16 protein-coding genes are annotated in these 16,347 nt (G+C 70.5%); 10 read left to right on the forward strand and 6 right to left on the reverse strand.

Translation table 11 applies throughout. The features are described from left to right. Positions 1 to 358: 358 nt before the first annotated feature. The 5 genes from scpB to AB0B91_RS14185 all read left to right on the forward strand — a co-directional run bounded on the left by scpB (position 359) and on the right by AB0B91_RS14185 (position 5,770). On the forward strand, positions 359 to 925 hold the full coding sequence (gene scpB, locus AB0B91_RS14165) for an SMC-Scp complex subunit ScpB (RefSeq protein ID WP_358319193.1): 567 nt from the start codon (positions 359 to 361) through the stop codon (positions 923 to 925). Continuing rightward, positions 922 to 2,949 carry a pseudouridine synthase gene (locus AB0B91_RS14170; protein WP_358318683.1) on the forward strand — a complete coding sequence of 676 codons (2,028 nt, stop codon included), beginning with the start codon at positions 922 to 924 and terminating at the stop codon, positions 2,947 to 2,949. Before scpB ends, AB0B91_RS14170 begins: the two co-directional genes overlap by 4 nt. A 69-nt stretch (positions 2,950 to 3,018) precedes the next feature. After that, positions 3,019 to 3,378: a chorismate mutase gene (gene aroH, locus AB0B91_RS14175; protein ID WP_358318684.1), complete on the forward strand. Its 360-nt coding sequence runs from the start codon at positions 3,019 to 3,021 to the stop codon at positions 3,376 to 3,378. Between the two features lie 68 nt (positions 3,379 to 3,446). Further along, complete coding sequence (locus AB0B91_RS14180; RefSeq protein ID WP_358318685.1) at positions 3,447 to 4,544, forward strand: prephenate dehydrogenase; 1,098 nt, start codon at positions 3,447 to 3,449, stop codon at positions 4,542 to 4,544. Between the two features lie 77 nt (positions 4,545 to 4,621). After that, positions 4,622 to 5,770, forward strand: a complete 1,149-nt coding sequence (locus AB0B91_RS14185; RefSeq protein ID WP_358318686.1) for an FAD-dependent oxidoreductase — start codon at positions 4,622 to 4,624, stop codon at positions 5,768 to 5,770. 7 nt (positions 5,771 to 5,777) lie between these two features. Here the strand turns inward: AB0B91_RS14185 and AB0B91_RS14190 are convergent, their stop codons facing one another. Further along, complete coding sequence (locus tag AB0B91_RS14190; protein ID WP_358318687.1) at positions 5,778 to 6,386, reverse strand: SDR family oxidoreductase; 609 nt, start codon at positions 6,384 to 6,386, stop codon at positions 5,778 to 5,780. 211 nt (positions 6,387 to 6,597) lie between these two features. On the opposite strand from AB0B91_RS14190, the gene cmk reads away from it, so the two are divergent. The 4 genes from cmk to AB0B91_RS14210 all read left to right on the forward strand — a co-directional run bounded on the left by cmk (position 6,598) and on the right by AB0B91_RS14210 (position 11,692). Next, positions 6,598 to 7,233: a (d)CMP kinase gene (gene cmk, locus AB0B91_RS14195; RefSeq protein WP_358319195.1), complete on the forward strand. Its 636-nt coding sequence runs from the start codon at positions 6,598 to 6,600 to the stop codon at positions 7,231 to 7,233. A 33-nt stretch (positions 7,234 to 7,266) separates the two neighbouring features. Further along, positions 7,267 to 8,670, forward strand: a complete 1,404-nt coding sequence (gene der, locus AB0B91_RS14200; protein ID WP_358318688.1) for a ribosome biogenesis GTPase Der — start codon at positions 7,267 to 7,269, stop codon at positions 8,668 to 8,670. A 265-nt stretch (positions 8,671 to 8,935) separates the two neighbouring features. Next, a complete protein-coding gene (aspS, locus tag AB0B91_RS14205; protein ID WP_358318689.1) occupies positions 8,936 to 10,192 on the forward strand; it encodes an aspartate--tRNA(Asn) ligase in 1,257 nt (418 codons plus the stop codon). 141 nt (positions 10,193 to 10,333) lie between these two features. After that, on the forward strand, positions 10,334 to 11,692 hold the full coding sequence (locus AB0B91_RS14210; protein ID WP_358318690.1) for an ATP-binding protein: 1,359 nt from the start codon (positions 10,334 to 10,336) through the stop codon (positions 11,690 to 11,692). Between the two features lie 8 nt (positions 11,693 to 11,700). Here AB0B91_RS14210 and AB0B91_RS14215 read toward each other — a convergent pair whose 3' ends face one another. From AB0B91_RS14215 to AB0B91_RS14225, 3 genes are all read right to left on the reverse strand, one after another. Then, positions 11,701 to 13,257: an MFS transporter gene (locus tag AB0B91_RS14215; RefSeq protein WP_358318691.1), complete on the reverse strand. Its 1,557-nt coding sequence runs from the start codon at positions 13,255 to 13,257 to the stop codon at positions 11,701 to 11,703. Beyond that, a complete protein-coding gene (locus AB0B91_RS14220) occupies positions 13,254 to 13,904 on the reverse strand; it encodes an LppX_LprAFG lipoprotein (RefSeq protein WP_219533541.1) in 651 nt (216 codons plus the stop codon). The genes AB0B91_RS14215 and AB0B91_RS14220 overlap by 4 nt, the downstream gene beginning before the upstream one ends. A 72-nt stretch (positions 13,905 to 13,976) precedes the next feature. Further along, positions 13,977 to 14,435 carry a MarR family transcriptional regulator gene (locus AB0B91_RS14225; RefSeq protein ID WP_358318692.1) on the reverse strand — a complete coding sequence of 153 codons (459 nt, stop codon included), beginning with the start codon at positions 14,433 to 14,435 and terminating at the stop codon, positions 13,977 to 13,979. A 132-nt stretch (positions 14,436 to 14,567) separates the two neighbouring features. On the opposite strand from AB0B91_RS14225, the gene AB0B91_RS14230 reads away from it, so the two are divergent. Then, positions 14,568 to 15,494, forward strand: a complete 927-nt coding sequence (locus AB0B91_RS14230; RefSeq protein ID WP_358318693.1) for a cation diffusion facilitator family transporter — start codon at positions 14,568 to 14,570, stop codon at positions 15,492 to 15,494. On the opposite strand, the gene AB0B91_RS14235 is transcribed toward AB0B91_RS14230, so the two are convergent. Both AB0B91_RS14235 and AB0B91_RS14240 read right to left on the reverse strand, forming a co-directional pair. Continuing rightward, positions 15,491 to 15,667, reverse strand: coding sequence for a hypothetical protein (locus tag AB0B91_RS14235; protein ID WP_358318694.1), 177 nt, complete (start codon positions 15,665 to 15,667; stop codon positions 15,491 to 15,493). The two genes, AB0B91_RS14230 and AB0B91_RS14235, sit on opposite strands and share 4 nt — an antisense overlap. A 9-nt stretch (positions 15,668 to 15,676) precedes the next feature. Then, positions 15,677 to 16,264 (reverse strand): 4'-phosphopantetheinyl transferase superfamily protein, encoded by a 588-nt coding sequence (locus tag AB0B91_RS14240; RefSeq protein WP_358318695.1) that lies wholly within the window; start codon positions 16,262 to 16,264, stop codon positions 15,677 to 15,679. Positions 16,265 to 16,347: the final 83 nt, after the last annotated feature.

Here is a 16,347-nt window from a genome sequence, read left to right on the forward strand (position 1 = left end):
GGCGCTTGAGCCGGATGCGGACGATGGTCTGCAGGGTGTGTCGCCGGAGCCGGGTCGGGCCGACGGCTTCGACGACGTGACACGCACCGACGGCGCTGCTCCCCGTGCGGAGGACGCGTCCTCCGAGCGTCCCATCGCGGGCGGGTCTCCCGAGCCAGGCGCGCTTCCTGAGCCGGACGCGCTTCCCGAGCCGGACGCGCTTCCTGAGCCGGACGCGCTTCCCGAGCCGGACGCGCTTCCTGAGCCGGATGAGGCGTCCTTCCTCGGCCGTTCTGCGGCGGCTCCCTCTGGCGCCGGTGCGGCGGGTGGTAGGACGGCGGAGCGCGACGAACGCGCGTCCGAGCAACCCAGCTCGGGCGTGCCCGTTGAACCCGCCGAAAGCGGGCCCACGCTTGGGGCGGCGCTTGAAGCCATCCTCATGGTCGTGGACGAACCCGTTCCCGAAGTGACCCTGGCGCAGGTGCTCGAACGGCCTACCCATGAGGTGACCACCGCACTTCGGGCCCTGGCCGCGGAATACACCCAAGCCGGACGGGGTTTCGATCTCAGGGAAGTCGCAGGCGGTTGGCGGTTCTACACGCGAGCCGACTGCGCCGCGCTGGTCGAGCGGTTCGTACGCGACGGCCAGCAGACCCGGCTCACCCAGGCCGCGCTGGAAACGCTCGCGGTCGTGGCCTACCGGCAACCGGTGAGCCGTGCACGTGTCGCCGCGGTCCGCGGCGTCAACAGCGACGGCGTCATGCGGACGCTCGTCGCCAGGGGGCTGGTCGAAGAGGCCGGCACCGACCCGGAGAGCCAGGCAGTGCTCTACCGGACAAGCTCATACTTCCTTGAACGTCTGGGACTGAAGGACATCGGCGAACTCCCCGAGCTCGCCCCCTTCCTCCCCGACGACGTGGAAAACCTCGAGGAGAATACAAAGTGAACAACAGGCGCAGCACCCCGTCCGGTGATGGACGCGGTCGTGGACGCACCGGCGGCGCAAGCCGTGGCGGCCGTCCCGCCTTCCGTTCGGACGACTCGCGCGGCGGTCCCCGCCGTGAGGGGTTCCGTGGCGGTTCCCACCGAGACGATTCCCGCGGCGGACCGCGCCGCGACGACAGTGACCGCGGCGGCAGCCGCGACTCCGGAAGCGAGCTGGGCTCCGGCCGCGACTCGCTCCGCGCCGACCGGGGCGGTTCCCGCGCCCGGTACGGCAGGCCGGCCTCCGGCGACACCCGCGACCGCTCCGGCTCCACGGGCGACCGGGGCGGCTACGACCGTACGTCCTCCCGCGACGACCGCACACCTCGCGACGACCGTCCGTCCCGTGACGACCGTACGTCCCCCCGCGACGACGACCGTTCGGCGCCCAGAAGCGACCGCGGCGGCTACGGCACGCGGCCTGGAAACGACCGTGGCGGCTACACGCAGTCCCGCGGTGACCGAGGCGGATATGGCGCGCAGCCGCGCGGTGAGCGTGGTTACGGTGCGTCGTCTCGCGGCGAGGCCGGCGGCTACGGCTCGTCCTCCGGCGGCGACCGTGGCGGATACCGCTCCGACCGCACTGGCTCCGGCCCCCGCGACCGCAGCGGTTCCGGCCCCCGTGACCGCGCTGGCTCCGGCCCCCGCGACCGCAGCGGTTCCGGCCCCCGCGAGCGCGGCGCCCGTGACAGCTACCGTCCCCAGCGCAGTGACGATCGCGGCGGTTTCCGTTCCGACCGCAGTGACGACCGTGGCGGTTTCCGTCCCGAGCGCAGTGATGATCGCGGTGGTTTCCGTTCCGACCGTGGCGGCTTCCAGTCGGAGCGCCGCGACGACCGTGGCGGCTTCCGTACCAACCGCACTGACGACCGGGGCGGCTTCCGCTCCGACCGGAGCGACGATCGCGGCGGTTTCCGTCCCGAGCGCAGTGACGAGCGTGGCGGCTTCCGGGCCGACCGTGGCGGGCGCAGGGAAGGCGGCCCCCGTAGCGAGCCCACACGGACCGGCTACGGCCGTGGAGAGTCCACCCGGGCCCGCTTCGGGCGGCGTGACGACGCCGGCTCGCGACGCGAGGACGGCCGTCCGAGCCGTACCCCGAGGCGCGACGACGTCCAGACCATCGGCGGCCGCACCTCCGGCAGGCGTGACGGGGCGGGCAGCGGCGCACCCCGCGACAGGTTCAAGACCGCTCGCCAGCCCATGCGGGATCGCAACTTCTACCCCGAGGGCTACACCGACGAGCGCGACACCACCGAGGTCCCCGGCGGCGTACGGCTGCAGAAGGTGCTCGCCCAGGCGGGCGTCGCCAGCCGCCGCGCCTGCGAGGAGATGATCGGTGACGGTCGTGTCACGGTGAACGGGCAGGTCGTACGGAGGTTCGGGGCCAAGGTGGACCCCGCCGCGCAGGTCATCCACGTGGACGGCAAGCGCATCCCGACCGCCCCCGACCTGGTCTACTACGCCCTGAACAAGCCCATCGGCGTCGTGTCCACCATGGACGACCCGCAGGGCCGCCCGTGTCTGGCCGACTATGTGCAGGAGCTCGCGCCGCGGCTGTTCCACGTGGGCCGGCTCGACACCGAGACCGAGGGGCTGCTGCTGCTCACCAATGACGGCGAGCTGGCCAACCGGCTGACCCACCCGAGTTACGGGGTGCAGAAGAAGTACTGGGCGAAGGTTCCCGGGCCGATCCCGCGTGATCTGAGCCGCAGGCTCAAGCAGGGCATCGAGCTCGAGGACGGCATCGCCAAGGCCGACTCCTTCGCGATCGTGCAGGAGCACGGCCAGCAGGCGCTGGTCGAGATCGTTCTGCACGAAGGCCGCAACCACGTCGTCCGGCGGATGCTGGAGGAGGCGGGTCATCGCGTGATCGACCTGGCCAGGATCGAGTTCGGGCCGGTCAAGCTGGGCCGTACCAAGGCGGGCACCGTCAGGGCGCTGTCCCTGCACGAGGTCGGTGAGCTTTACGCGGCCGTGAAGCTGTAACCTGGCGGGAACGCAGGAGCCCGTGCGAACCTCCGCACGGGCTTCACCGCTATAGAGGGGACGGATCACATGGTGCGGGCGATCCGCGGGGCGATCCAGGTGGACGCCAACAACCGTGGGGCGATCATCGAAGCCACCACGGAGCTGGTCAGCGAGCTGATGGAGCGCAACCGGCTGACCACCGACGATGTGATCAGCGTGCTGTTCACGGCGTCTCCCGATCTGACGGCGGAGTTCCCGGCGCTGGCGGCGCGGAAGCTGGGCTTCCACGACGTGCCGCTGATCTGCTGCACCGAGATCGACGTGCCGGGCGCGCTGCCCCGGGTCGTACGCCTGATGGCCCACGTCGAGACCGACCGGCCGCGCTCCGAGATCCAGCACGTCTATCTGCGCGGCGCCGTCGCGCTACGCCAGGACATCGCTCAGTAAACGATCACCAGTAAACGAAGTTGCACCTGACAGAGCTTTTCCGACGCCCGATAAATCAGGACATGTAGATGGCCTCCGAACTCCGCACCGTGCTGGTAGTCGGCACCGGTCTCATCGGCACCTCCATGGCGCTGGCCCTGCGCCAGCGCGGAGTACGCGTGCTGCTCGCCGACCACGACCAGGGAGCGGTACGGCTGGCCCGGGAGCTCGGCGCGGGCGAGGAATGGCACCCCGAGACCGGCACCCCGGCCGAGCCGATCGATCTCGCGGTGATCGCGGTGCCGCCCGCGCACGTCGCCAGCGAACTGCTGGCCCTCCAGCGCAACGGCACCGCCACGTTCTACACCGACGTGGCCAGCGTCAAGGTGGAGCCCATCGAGCGGGCCGGCCAACTGGGCTGTGACCTGTCCACCTACGTCGCCTCCCACCCCCTGGCCGGACGTGAGAAGTCAGGCCCCGGAGCCGCCAGGGCCGACCTGTTCCTGGGCCGCCCGTGGGCGCTCTGCCCCACCCCCGACGCCACGCCGGAGGCCCGGGCGGCCGTACAACAGCTGGTGGAGCTCTGCGGCGGCAACCCCATCGAGGTGGACGCCGTAGACCACGACCGCGCCGTGGCCGTCGTCTCGCACGCGCCGCACGTCACCGCGTCCGCCGTCGCCGCCCGCCTCGCGGAAGCGTCCGACATCGCGCTCGGCCTGGCCGGGCAGGGCATCCGCGACGTCACCAGGATCGCGGGCAGCGACCCGGGCCTCTGGCTCGGCATCCTGTCGGGCAACGCGACCCCGGTGGCCGAGGTGCTGGAGGCCGTCTCCCGCGACCTGTCCGAGGCCGCGACGGCGCTCCGCGCGCTGGCCGACGGCGACGGCACCGCCACGCAGGAGCTCACCCAGCTGCTCAAGCGCGGCGTGGCCGGTCACGGCCGCATCCCCGGCAAGCACGGCGGCCCCGCGCCCGCGTACGTCGTGGTCCAGGTCGTCGTCGGAGACCGCCCCGGCCAGCTGGCCAGGCTCTTCCAGATCTGCGACGAGGTCGGCGTGAACGTCGAGGACGTACGCCTGGAGCACGCTCCTGGCCTGCCCCTGGGCATCGCCGAAGTCTCCGTGCAGCCCGACGCGGCGGTCGTGCTCACCAAGGCCCTGCACGAACGCGGCTGGCAGGTCCCCTAACCGGCCGATGTCACATCCCCGGCTTCTCGCTCCGTCCTCAGTACGGAATCCACCCGGAACCGCGAGGAGACAGGGACATGACGAACATCCTGATACTGGGCGCCGGCTACACGGGCATCGCGGCCGCGATCAGGGTCGCCACCAGGACGCGCCGCCACGGCGGCAAGGTGACGCTGGTCAGCGCTTCACCGAGGTTCACCGAACGGCTGCGGCTGCACCAGACCGCCGCGGGCGAACGGCTGCGTGACCACGCGATCGCCGACATCATCGCCGGAACGGGCATCGACCTCGTCCTCGGCCGCGTGACCGCCCTCGACCCCGCCCGCCACGAGGTCGTCGTGAACGGCGGGCGGGTGATCGGGTACGACAAGCTGATCTACGCCCTCGGCACCGTCACCGACCTCTCGACCCCAGGGGTGGCCGAGCACGCCTACGCCTACGACGACCACGACCAGGCCGTACGGCTCGCCCGCCGGCTCGGCGAACTCGACCGGGGCACGGTCGTCGTGGCCGGTGGCGGCCTGACCGGGGTCGAGTCGGCGACCGAACTGGCGGAGGCGCACCCGAACCTGCGCGTCGTCCTGCTCAGCCGGGGCCGTCCGGGCTCGATGATGGGGGAGCAGGCCCGCGCGTACGTCGACAAGGCGATGGCCCGGCTGGGCATCCAGGTACGCCGCGGCGCCGACGTCGTCAAGGTGCTGCCGGACGCCATTGAGTTGTCCGACGGCGAACTCATCGACTCCGACGCGACGCTCTGGACCGCCGGCACCAGAGGGCTGCCGCTGGCCGCCGAGGCCGGGCTGACGGTGGACGAGCGGGACAGGATCGTGGTCGACTCCGCGCTCCGCTCGGTGTCCCACCCGGACGTCTACGCCGTGGGCGACGCCGCCGCGGTGCGCCAGCCGTACGGTGTCATGCACGGGACCTGCCAGGGCGGCATCCCGACGGGCCTGCACGCGGCCGACGCGCTCGCCGACGGGCTGCTCGGCCGAAGGGTGAAGGCGTTCCGGTTCGGGTACGTCCATCAGCCGCTCAGCCTCGGGCGCAAGGACGCGGTCATCCAGTTCACCCACCCCGATGACACGCCACGCAGGTGGTACCTGACGGGACGGTGGGCCATCGCCTACAAGGAGACCGTGAGCAGCAGCCCGCTGCCCACCTACCGTTTGCTCAAGCGCGGGCTGGTGCCGGTCGGCCTGTTCCGGCTGACGGCGGGGCTCAAGTGACCGAGGCTTACCAGATGAACTGCTGCCCACCGTCGATGTCGTACGTCGCGCCGGTGAGCGCCGTGTTGCTCATGATGTGGACGGCGAGTGCCGCGACGTCGGCGGGGCCGACGACGCGGCCGATCGGAAGCGTCGCCCGGAGCTCATTCCGGCGTTCCTCGAGCCGGTCTCCGAGCAGCGATGCCGACAACGGGGTGTCGACGAAGCCGGCGGCGATGAGGTTGACGCGAACCGGCGCGAGCTCGAGCGCCAGCACCAGGTGCTCGCTGACCGCCTGGCGCACCTGGGCCGCGTCCATCTCGAGCAGGGGTCCGTAGCGCGGGCTGCCGGCCGTGGCCAGCACATGGTCGATCGGTGCCGGCAGGTCCTGGAAGAACGTCTCCAGACAAGCCGCGTCGTTGGCGTCGAAAGCCGCGGTACGTCGGGCGCCGAGTTCCAGCGCCGCCTGCTTGAGCCGGTCGGCATCGCGGCCGGTGAGGATGACCTCGGCACCCTCGGCCCGGGCGCGTCGAGCCGTCTCGAGCCCGATGCCCGCGCTGCCGCCGATCACGACGACGGTCTGGCCGGCCAGTTCTGGTTCGCGCTGGGGGAGAACAGGAGTGGTTGAGCTGGACATGATTCCTCCGATCGGCTGGTCGCCGGGTTGCTGAGGATTCACCTCCAGTGTCGACAATCGGAAAGACGTTCATCTGTCCGGGTGCAGTGCCCGGAGCCCCGCCTCGCCTTGGCCGCTCTACCGGCGTATCGCGTCGTCTGGAGGCGGTAGCCTCTTCAGGTTGGAGAAACAACGTGAAGAGGGAGAGGCCGTGACCGGTCTGGTCGTCGCCATGGACGGTCCTTCGGGGTCGGGTAAGTCGAGTGTGTCGCGCGGAGTCGCCCGGGCGCTCGGACTGCGTTACCTGGACACCGGGGCGATGTACCGTGCGATGACCTGGTGGATGCTCCAGCAGGGCATCGATCTGACCGATCCCGCCGCTGTCGCGGCCCGCGCCGGCGAGCCCGAGATCGCCTGCGGCACCGACCCTGACGGCCCGTCCATCCGGGTCGGCGGTGTCGACGTGGCCGGGCCGATCCGGGAGGCCGAGGTCACCGGGGCGGTCTCCGTCGTCGCGGCGGTTCCCGAGGTGCGTGCGCGTCTCGTGGAGCTGCAGCGGGAGATCATCGGCGCCGGTGACATCGTGGTCGAAGGCCGCGACATCGGCACAGTGGTCGCCCCCGACGCCGCTGTCAAGGTCTACCTGACGGCCAGTGCCGAGGCCCGTGCCCTTCGTCGTACGGCGGAGCTGGCCGGCACCACGGTGGAGGCGCAGCAGGCCGCCATGGCCCGGCGCGACACCCTCGACTCCACACGTAAAGCGGATCCACTCTCGATGGCGGATGGCGCCGTCGAGCTCGACACCACGCCGCTGACCCTCGAAGAGGTCATCGGCGAGGTGCTGAGTCTGGTCAAGGAGCGCACCTGACAAAGGTGCGGCACTCACAAAGGATGAAAAATCGTGACAACGGGGGATTGGGTCGAGGCTGACCTCGACGATCTCGCAGTATCCGACGACGTCGTCGTCGACAGCGGCCCGCAGCCGGTCGTCGCCATCGTCGGCCGGCCGAACGTCGGCAAGTCCACGCTGGTCAACCGCATCATCGGCCGCCGCGAGGCGGTCGTCGAAGACGTGCCGGGCGTCACCCGCGACCGCGTCACCTATGACGCCAACTGGCGCGGGCGCCGCTTCACGGTCGTCGACACCGGCGGCTGGGACCCCGACGCCACCGGAATGAACCTGCGCATCGCCGACCAGGCGCGGGTCGCGGTCGAGCTGGCCGACGTGATCGTGTTCGTCGTCGACGCCACGGTGGGCGCGACCGACGCCGACGAGACGGTCGGCTCCGTCCTCCGCCAGTCGGGCAAGCCGGTCATCCTGGCCGCCAACAAGGTCGACAACCAGCAGCTGGAGCTGGAGGCCGCCTCGCTCTGGGCGCTCGGCCTCGGCGAGCCGCAGCCGGTGTCGGCCCTGCACGGCCGTTCCAGCGGCGACCTGCTCGACGTGATCCTCGACGCGCTGCCCGAAACCCCGGAGCTGCGGTTCGACGCCGAGCGCGGCCCTTACCGGGTGGCGCTGCTCGGCAAGCCCAACGTCGGCAAGTCCTCGCTGCTCAACATGCTGGCGGGGGAGGAGCGGGTGCTGGTCGACCCGATGGCGGGCACCACCCGCGACCCGGTCGACGAGCTGATCGAGCTGGGCGGCAAGACCTGGCGCTTCGTCGACACCGCCGGCATCAGGCGGCGCGACCGCGAGCTGCAGGGCGCCGACTTCTACGCCGCCATGCGCACCAGGGCCGCCCTCGATCGCTCCGAGGTGGCGATCGTGCTGATCGACGCCAGCGAGCCGCTCACCGAGCAGGATCTGCGGATCATCGGCCTGGTGATCGAGTCGGGCCGGGCGATGGTGGTCGCGTTCAACAAGTGGGACCTGGTCGACGAGGACCGCCGCTACTACCTGGAGAAGGAGATCGACCGGCAGCTCGTCCGCACTCCGTGGGCGCTGCGGGTCAACATCTCCGCCAAGACCGGGCGGCACATGGACCGGCTCGTCCCGGCGCTGGAGAAGGCGCTGGGCTCGTGGTCGTCGCGGGTGCCGACGTCCAGGCTCAACGCGTTCCTGACCGAGCTGGTGCACCAGACGCCGCCGCCGGTGCGGAGCGGTAAGCAGCCGAAGATCCTCTTCGCCACGCAGGCGTCGGTGGAGCCGCCCAAGTTCGTGCTGTTCACCTCGGGCTGGCTTGAGGACACCTACCGCCGGTTCATCGAGCGCCGGCTCCGCGAGGAGTTCGGCTTCGCCGGGTCGCCGATCGACGTGTCGATGAAGATCCGCGAAAAGCGGAAGAGCGGCCAGTCCAAGAAGTAGTACGATCACCGGCAACACGTGGACGGAGACGAGTAGCCGAAGGGCCGCGCGGGCCGGAGAGAGCCGCCGGTAGCTGTGAAGGCGGCCCCGCGCCCCTTCGGTGAAGACACTCCCGAGTGCGGGGAGGAAATGCCCCGCCGGTCTGACCCCCGTCATCGGGTCGTGGAGGCCGCCCCGTCGTGGGCGGCGAAAGTGCGGTGGCACCGGGAGTTCCCTTCTCCCCCGCACTCCCAAGGGATCATGCAATTCCTCGTGAGGAGCTGTGATGATCTCTCGTGTCCTGTCGGCGGAGCTCGCTGAGCACGCCGGACAACGAGTGACGATCGCCGGTTGGGTCCATCGCCGCCGGCGGCTGAAATCCGTGTCCTTCCTGGTCGTCAGGGACCGCAGCGGGCTCGCCCAAGTGGTGGCGACCGGCGCGGTTCCGGGGGAGGAGACGGTCGTCCGGGTGACGGGCGTCGTGACCGCGAACCCGCAGGCGCCGGGTGGCGCCGAGCTCACGGAGCCGGAGATCGAGGTGCTGGCCGAGCCCACCGAGGCGCCGCCGTTCGACCTCTACCGGCCCGTCGTGCCCGCCGCGCTGCCCACGATCCTCGACCACGCGCCGGTCGCGCTGCGCCATCCGCGGCTCAGGGCGCCGCTGGAGATCTCGGCGGCGAGCGTGGCCGGGTTCCGCCGGACGCTGGACCGGCTCGGGTTCACCGAGATCCACACACCCAAGATCGTCGCCTCGGCCACCGAGTCGGGCGCGAACGTCTTCGGCATCGACTACTTCGGGCGCCCCGCCTACCTCGCGCAGTCGCCGCAGTTCTACAAGCAGGCGATGGTCGGTGTGTTCGAGCGGGTGTACGAGGTGGGGCCGGTCTTCCGGGCCGAGCCGCACGACACGGTCCGCCACCTGGCCCAGTACACGAGCTTGGACGCCGAACTGGGCTTCGTGCGCGACCACCGCGACGTGATGGCCGTGCTGCGCGAGGCGGTGGCGGGCATGCTGGAGGCGGTACGAGAGCAGCCGGCGATCGATCTGCTCGGCGTGGTGCTGCCGGAGGTGCCCGCCGAGATCCCGGCGATCCACTTCACGCAGGCGCAGCGGCTCACGGGCGAGTTCGAGCCGGACCTGTCGCCGGAGCAGGAGCGGTGGTTGTCGGAGTGGGCGGTGCGGGAGCACGGGTCGGAGTTCCTGTTCGTCACGGGGTATCCGATGGCCAAGCGCCCGTTCTACACGGCCCCGGACCCGCTGCGTGCGGGGTACTCGAACGGATTCGACCTGCTGTTCAGAGGGTTGGAGCTGGTGACGGGTGGCCAGCGGCTGCACCGGTACCAGGACTACCTTGACGCGCTCGCCGCGCGGGGTGAGGGAGCCGGGGCGTACGAGGGATATTTGCAGGCCTTCGCGCACGGCATGCCGCCGCACGGTGGGTTCGCGCTGGGCCTAGAGCGCTGGACCGCGCGCCTCGTGGGCGCGGCGAACATCCGCCAGGCGACGCTGTTCCCGCGAGACCTGCATCGGCTCTCTCCGTGAGAACCGCTGATCAAGCTCGGTGACGGAGGCGCCGAGTGGCATGGCCACGTTCTTGATGCATAGTTTGTTGCGTCTTGCCTGTCCCCTGCCTCAGCCTCGCACGATGCGCATTTAGCGTGATCGTCAGGTGGATGGAGGGGCATGGTGAGCTTGCGGCGCGACTGGTCCGTGCGGACTCGGATGACGCTGCTGTCCAGTGTCGTCATGACGGTGCTGTGCGCGATCTTCAGCGGGACCATCCTGGGAAGCGCTCACGACCATGCCACGGATGATCAGGGGGACCGGATTCTGGCCGCCGACCTTCGGGCGGTCCGTTACATCGTGCTGGAACAGATCCCTCCCGTGCTGCCCGACCTGGGCGTCCCCGCCATCCAGGTGGTCGACCCGGCCGGCCGGGTCGTGGCGTCCAACGAGCGGATGGTCGGCCAACCCCGGATGGCCTCCTTCTCCCTGCCAGGGGAGAACCTGCGAGCGGACCGGGTCGTCTGCAGCGTGCCCGGCTTTCCGGGCAAGTGCATGATCGTGGAGGCCATAAAGATCCACAAGGACGGAACCGAATACACCGTCTACGGCGCCGATGCCATCATCCCGTGGTACGTCGACCGCTCATTCCTGGCCCGGCTCCTGATCGGATCCGTGCTGCTGGTCGGCGCCACGGCGATCGGCGCCTACCGTACCGTCAGCAAGACCCTCGACCCGGTCGACGCGATCAGCGCCGAGCTGGCCGAGATCACCTCGACCGACCTGGGCCGCCGAGTACCTGTGCCCGAGCATCACGACGAGATCCGCAAGCTGGCCGAGGCCGCGAACCGGACGCTGGACCGGCTGGAGGCGGCGGTCGAGCAGCAGCGGCGCTTCGCCACCGACGCCTCGCACGACCTGCGCAGTCCCATCACCGCCATGCGCGCCCAGGTGGAGGAGGCGCTGCTGCACCCGGATGAGGCTGACTGGCCCGCCATGACGCGAGCTCTACTGGCCAGTCTCGACCGGCTGGAGGCGATCGTCATCGACCTGCTGGTGCTCGCCCGCCTCGACGCCGGCGCCAAGCGCGCGGACGACCGTGTGAACCTGAGCCAGCTGATCGAGTCCGAGCTGGGACGCCGCGCCCTTCGGGTGCGCATCGTGACGAACCTCCAGCCGGGCGTGGTCCTCGGCGGGGACCGGCTGCAACTCGGTCGGCTGCTCACCAACCTCATGGACAACGCCGCCCGGCACGCCACCTCCAGCGTGGCGGTCTCGGTCCGCCGCGAGGGCGACGAGGCGGTGCTCGAGGTGAACGACGACGGCCCGGGCATCCCAGCCGACCAGCGGGAATTCGTGTTTCAGCGCTTCACCCGGCTGGATCCCGCCCGAAGCAAGGACAAGGGGGGTACGGGACTCGGCCTGGCGATCGCCAGGGAGATCGCCGAGCGCCACGGCGGGACGCTGACCATCGAGGACTCGGAGCGAGGCGCGCTATTTGTCCTAAAAATCCCTATCGGCGCTGAAGGGGATGACTAACCAGTCGCTCAACGGACGGCTGTCACCGGACGGCGGGGGAGGAAGGCGGCGACCACCGCGCCGAGGAGGCAGATCAGGGCGGTGACGAAGAACATCTCCGTATATTCCAGATGCAGCGCCGCGTTCACCTTCGCGAGGTACTCGCTCAGCTGCTTGGCGTACACGGCGGGTTCGACCCCGACCGGGAGCGGTGTGTCGAGGTTCGCGGTCAGCGACTGGAACCGGTGGAACCCCCATGCCGACACCCCCGCGATGCCGATCAGCATGCCCATCATCCTGGCCACCACCACCGCCGCCGAGGCCACCCCGTGCTGCGTGGCCGGCGTCACCCGCAGCACCGCCGCCGACACGGGCGCGATGACCAGCCCCAGGCCCAGCCCGGCCACGATCAGTGCGAGGTCCACCAGCAGTCCGGCGTTCGCCAGGTCGAGCGGCCAGCGGCTCATCAGCACATATCCGGCCGTGGCCACGATCAGGCCCGCCACCGCCACCAGGCGGTCGCCGAGCCGGCGGGCCAGCACACCGCCCAGCACCGCGCCGACCGGCAGCGCGATCAGGAACCTGGCCAGCACCAGCGCCGCCTCCAGCGCCTCCATGTCGAGCAGCGTCTGCGCGGTGAACTGGACGAACACCATGGTGATCAGCAGCGCGGCCCCGGTCAGGAAGCTCACGCCCAGCGTGGCCAGCAGCGGCCCCTTGCGGATGCCCGTCAGGTCGAGCAGCCGGACCTTCGACCGGATCTCCCACCAGACGAACGCCGCTCCGGCCAGGACCCCCGCCGTGATCACCGGCAGGCCCCACGGCGGCAGTACGGTCGTGGCGGGGTCCGGGTTGTACAGGCCCACCACCAGGAGGGCGAGGCTAAGGGCCAGCAATGCGCCGCCGACCCCGTCCACACGACCGGAGGGAGCCGGATCGGAAGGCCCGGAAGGGGCCGGCGTCGCGAAGCCGGCAACTGGTCGCCGAGGCCGTGGCGGGGGTACGGTCAGCTGGACCGCCACGGCGGCCAGCGCGGCCAGCGGCAGGTTGATCCAGAAGATGGCGTGCCAGCCGCCCAGCTCGATCCCGAACACCGTGGTGCTGGGGATCAGCGCCAGCACCCCGCCGTACAGCGGACCGAGCGCGCTGCCCAGCTCCTGCGCCGCGCCGACCGCGCCGAGCGCCACCGGGCGCTCGTGCTCGTCCCACATGTCGCCGATGAGCGCCATCGTGATCGGCAGCAGCGCGCCGCCCGCGATCCCCTGGATCGTCCGGCCCGTCACCACCATCACCTCACCGGCCGCCAGCGCGGTCAGCACCGAGCCGAGCGCGAACGCCGCCAGGCAGGCGTGGATGAGGGGCCGCCGGCCGTAGCGGTCGGAGAGCTGGCCGAGCAGCGGCATCGCGGCGATGTAGCCGAGCAGGAACCCGGTGACCACCGGTGTGGCCCGCTCCAGGCGGTTCGTGGGGATGCCCACGTCGGTGGCGATGTCGAGCAGGACGGTCACGACCACGTACGCGTCGAGGGCGGCGAGCAGCACCACCGCCCCGCCGACGCCGAGCGCGACCCGGCGGGCGCGCCTCATCCGGCGGCGGGCGGCGTGATCGTCACCGGCGCGTCGTAGTCGCTGAGCGACACGGTCACCGTGCCGTCCTGCAGCGGCAGCTCGACCTTGGTGAGCCGGCTGGTGGCCTTGTCCACCCAGATCTTGGCGTTGACACCCTGGGTGACACCCGGGACGAGGGTCCCGAGGACCTGACCGGAGAACGTGGCCGCCACCCGGTAGACGCCGCTCTCCTCGGCCTCGACGCGCGGGTCGGTGGCCGTGCCGAGCAGCTGCGCGAGGCCCTTGGCCGGGTTGAGGATCAGCGACGGGTCGTAGATCTGCGCCAGGTCCTTCCTGGTCATCTTCTGAAAGCCGCCCGTCGGGCCCTTGAAGTGGACGGTGTCGCCGACCAGGGCGAAAGTGAGCTCCTGAAGGCTGCCCAGGACCTCGATGGTGATCGTGCCGTCGGCGTCACCGGTGGCGGTCAGCCTGCCGTCGGCCTTCTTCACCGGCACCTTGGGCTTGCCGTCCGTGGCGATGGAGAAGGTGGCCGATTTGACCGCCTTCATGGCCTCGGCGGACTTCTTCAGCAGGTCGGGTCCGGCGGGCAACTCGCTGCCGCCGCCACCGGATGAGCAGGCGGACACCAGCGCGAGGATGACGACGAACAGCAGCTTTCGGAGCATGAGCGGATCGTAGCGAGCGCCCGGAACGATCGTGCGCCGTCGGGCATATCGGTTAGGTGTCGGCCTGGGCGTTCAGCGAAGCTTCTTCAGATGCTCCACGATCGGCTCGTAGGCCACCACGAGCGCGTCGAGCTGGTCGTCGGTGAGCCGGTCGACGAAATGCTCCCGGACACTGGCGACGTGATCAGGCGCGACTCTCTCGATCGTGGCCCAGCCCTCGTCGGTGAGCACGGCGAACGTGCCGCGCCGGTCGTCGTGGCAGTCCTCCCTGGTGACCAGTCCCTTGGCCTCCATGCGGGAGATCTGGTGCGACAGCCGGCTGCGGGACTGGATGGTCGCGTCGGCCAGGTCGCTCATCCGCATCCGGTGCTCGGGGCTCTCAGAGAGGTTGACCAGGATCTCGTAGTCGTTCACCGAGAGAGCGTGCTCCTGCAGCTCGCGGTCGAGCCGGTGCATGAGCAGCTTGTGCAGCGCCAGGTGGGTACGCCAGGCACGCTGCTCAGCGGGGGAAAGCCAGCGGGGCGCGCTCATGATCTCCAATCTAGCGCACGGAACTGTGAATACCGCCGCCTGCGTTGGGCCGCTGAACGCGGCCCAACATAGGCGCAAACACCGCTGCCTGCGTTGAGCCGCTGAACGCGGCCCAACGTAAGGTGACCCGTTATGGCGGACAACTCGGGTGAGAGTTTGGGCACCGTCCTCGTGGCGGGCGGCGCGAACCTGGCCATCGCGGTGGCCAAGCTGATCGCGGGCCTGATCGGCGGCTCCGCGGCGATGCTGTCGGAGGCGGCCCACTCGGCCGCGGACACGGTGACGGAGCTCCTCCTGCTGGTCTCCGTACGCCGGGGGCAGCGGCCCGCTGACGGGCGCCATCCGTTCGGGCACGGCAAGGCGGGCTTCTTCTGGGCGATGATGGCGGCGGTCGCGACCCTGGTCGGCGGCGCGGGATTCTCCATCACCCATGGCATGCACGAGATCAGCCACGGCGAGGACCTCGGCAACCTGCTCCCGTCGTACATCGTGCTGGCCGTCTCCTTCGCGATCGAGAGCGGGTCCTTCCTCAACGCGCTCGCGCAGCTGCGCAAGGAGGCCCGCAGGCATGATGTCAGTCCGTTCCGCCTGGTCTCGATCACCTCGGACACCGCGCTGAAGGCCGTCGTGTACGAGGACGCGGCGGCGCTGGTCGGGCTGGTGATCGCGGCGCTGGGCCTGCTCGGCTCCCAGGTGACCGGCTCGGCCGTGTGGGACGGCGGCGCGTCGATCGCGATCGGCCTGCTCCTGCTGGTGGCCGCGCTCACGCTGATCCGGTCGAACCTGTCGCTGCTGATCGGCCAGTCCGCGCCGGACCCGGTCGAGAAGGAGATCCGCGAGGTGCTGGCGGCGCAGCCCGAGGTGGTGAGCGTGGTCGAGCTGCTCACGATGTACCTCGGTCCGGGCAGCCTCATGGTGGCCGCGAAAATCGACTTTCGGGACGACGCGAGCGCGGCGGGCGTGGAGATCGCCTGCGACGAGCTCGACCGCCGGCTGCGGGACCGCTATCCCGGCATCTCCCAGGTGTTCCTGGATCCCACTCCTACCGTGCGCCGTTAGTGCAGAGCCATCACCACGGCGAGGCCGACGACGTGCATGAGCACGACGGCCACGATCAGCGAGACGAAGACGAACTTGGCCGGCCCGTGCTCGAAGGTCTTGCCCTCTTCGAGCGGCCTGCGCTGCGCCACCCGATCGGCGATTCGCTCCTCTAGTGGCTTGCGGTAGAACATACGTCCACTTTATCCGACTATAGGGATCTGAACCGCTGGTGCGTCTGTGATAACAGCCACCACGATGTCGCCCTCGGCGGTCCATTCGAGCAGATGACGGCCCCCCGCGTCGGCGCCGGCCTCCCGCAGCCCGTCGATGGTCAGCTCGCCGCGCTTGATCAGCGCCTCCTTGCGCGTCCAGTGCCTGATCAGCTCTTCGTTGGTGGTGACCACGGCCAGCTCCTGCTCGGTGAGCGCCCGGCCGGCGAGCAGCCGGTCGAACGGGCCCGGCGGCACCCGCTCCGCGTCGATCCCGACCCGGCCCTCCCCGGCCACGGCGCAGACGTAGCCGCGTGTGTGGCTGAGGCTGACGCCGAGTGAGGGGGCCTGCTCGATGTACGGGCGGCCGTGGCCGGGGCCGTGCACGTCGCAGTGCTGCAACAGGGTCAGCCCGGCCGGATCGGTGTCGAGCACCGCCGCGGCGCAGAGGCGTACGAGCAGGTGGGCCGCCGTGAACGAGCGGCGGTCGGGCTCGAACGCGAACCGGGCGGCGCGGGTCCGCTCGACGTCGGTCAGCCAGTCTTCTGGGGCGAGCACCTCGTCGGGGCGTCCACCCATCGCTACGGGGCCGCTCAGAGATCTTGGGCGCGGACCCCTGGCTTCAGTCATGGGGGAAGCCCTTCTGTCGAATCTTTGAGCGG

The sequence above is a fragment of the Nonomuraea sp. NPDC049141 genome, assembly GCF_040648415.1.
GTDB lineage: Bacteria > Actinomycetota > Actinomycetes > Streptosporangiales > Streptosporangiaceae > Nonomuraea.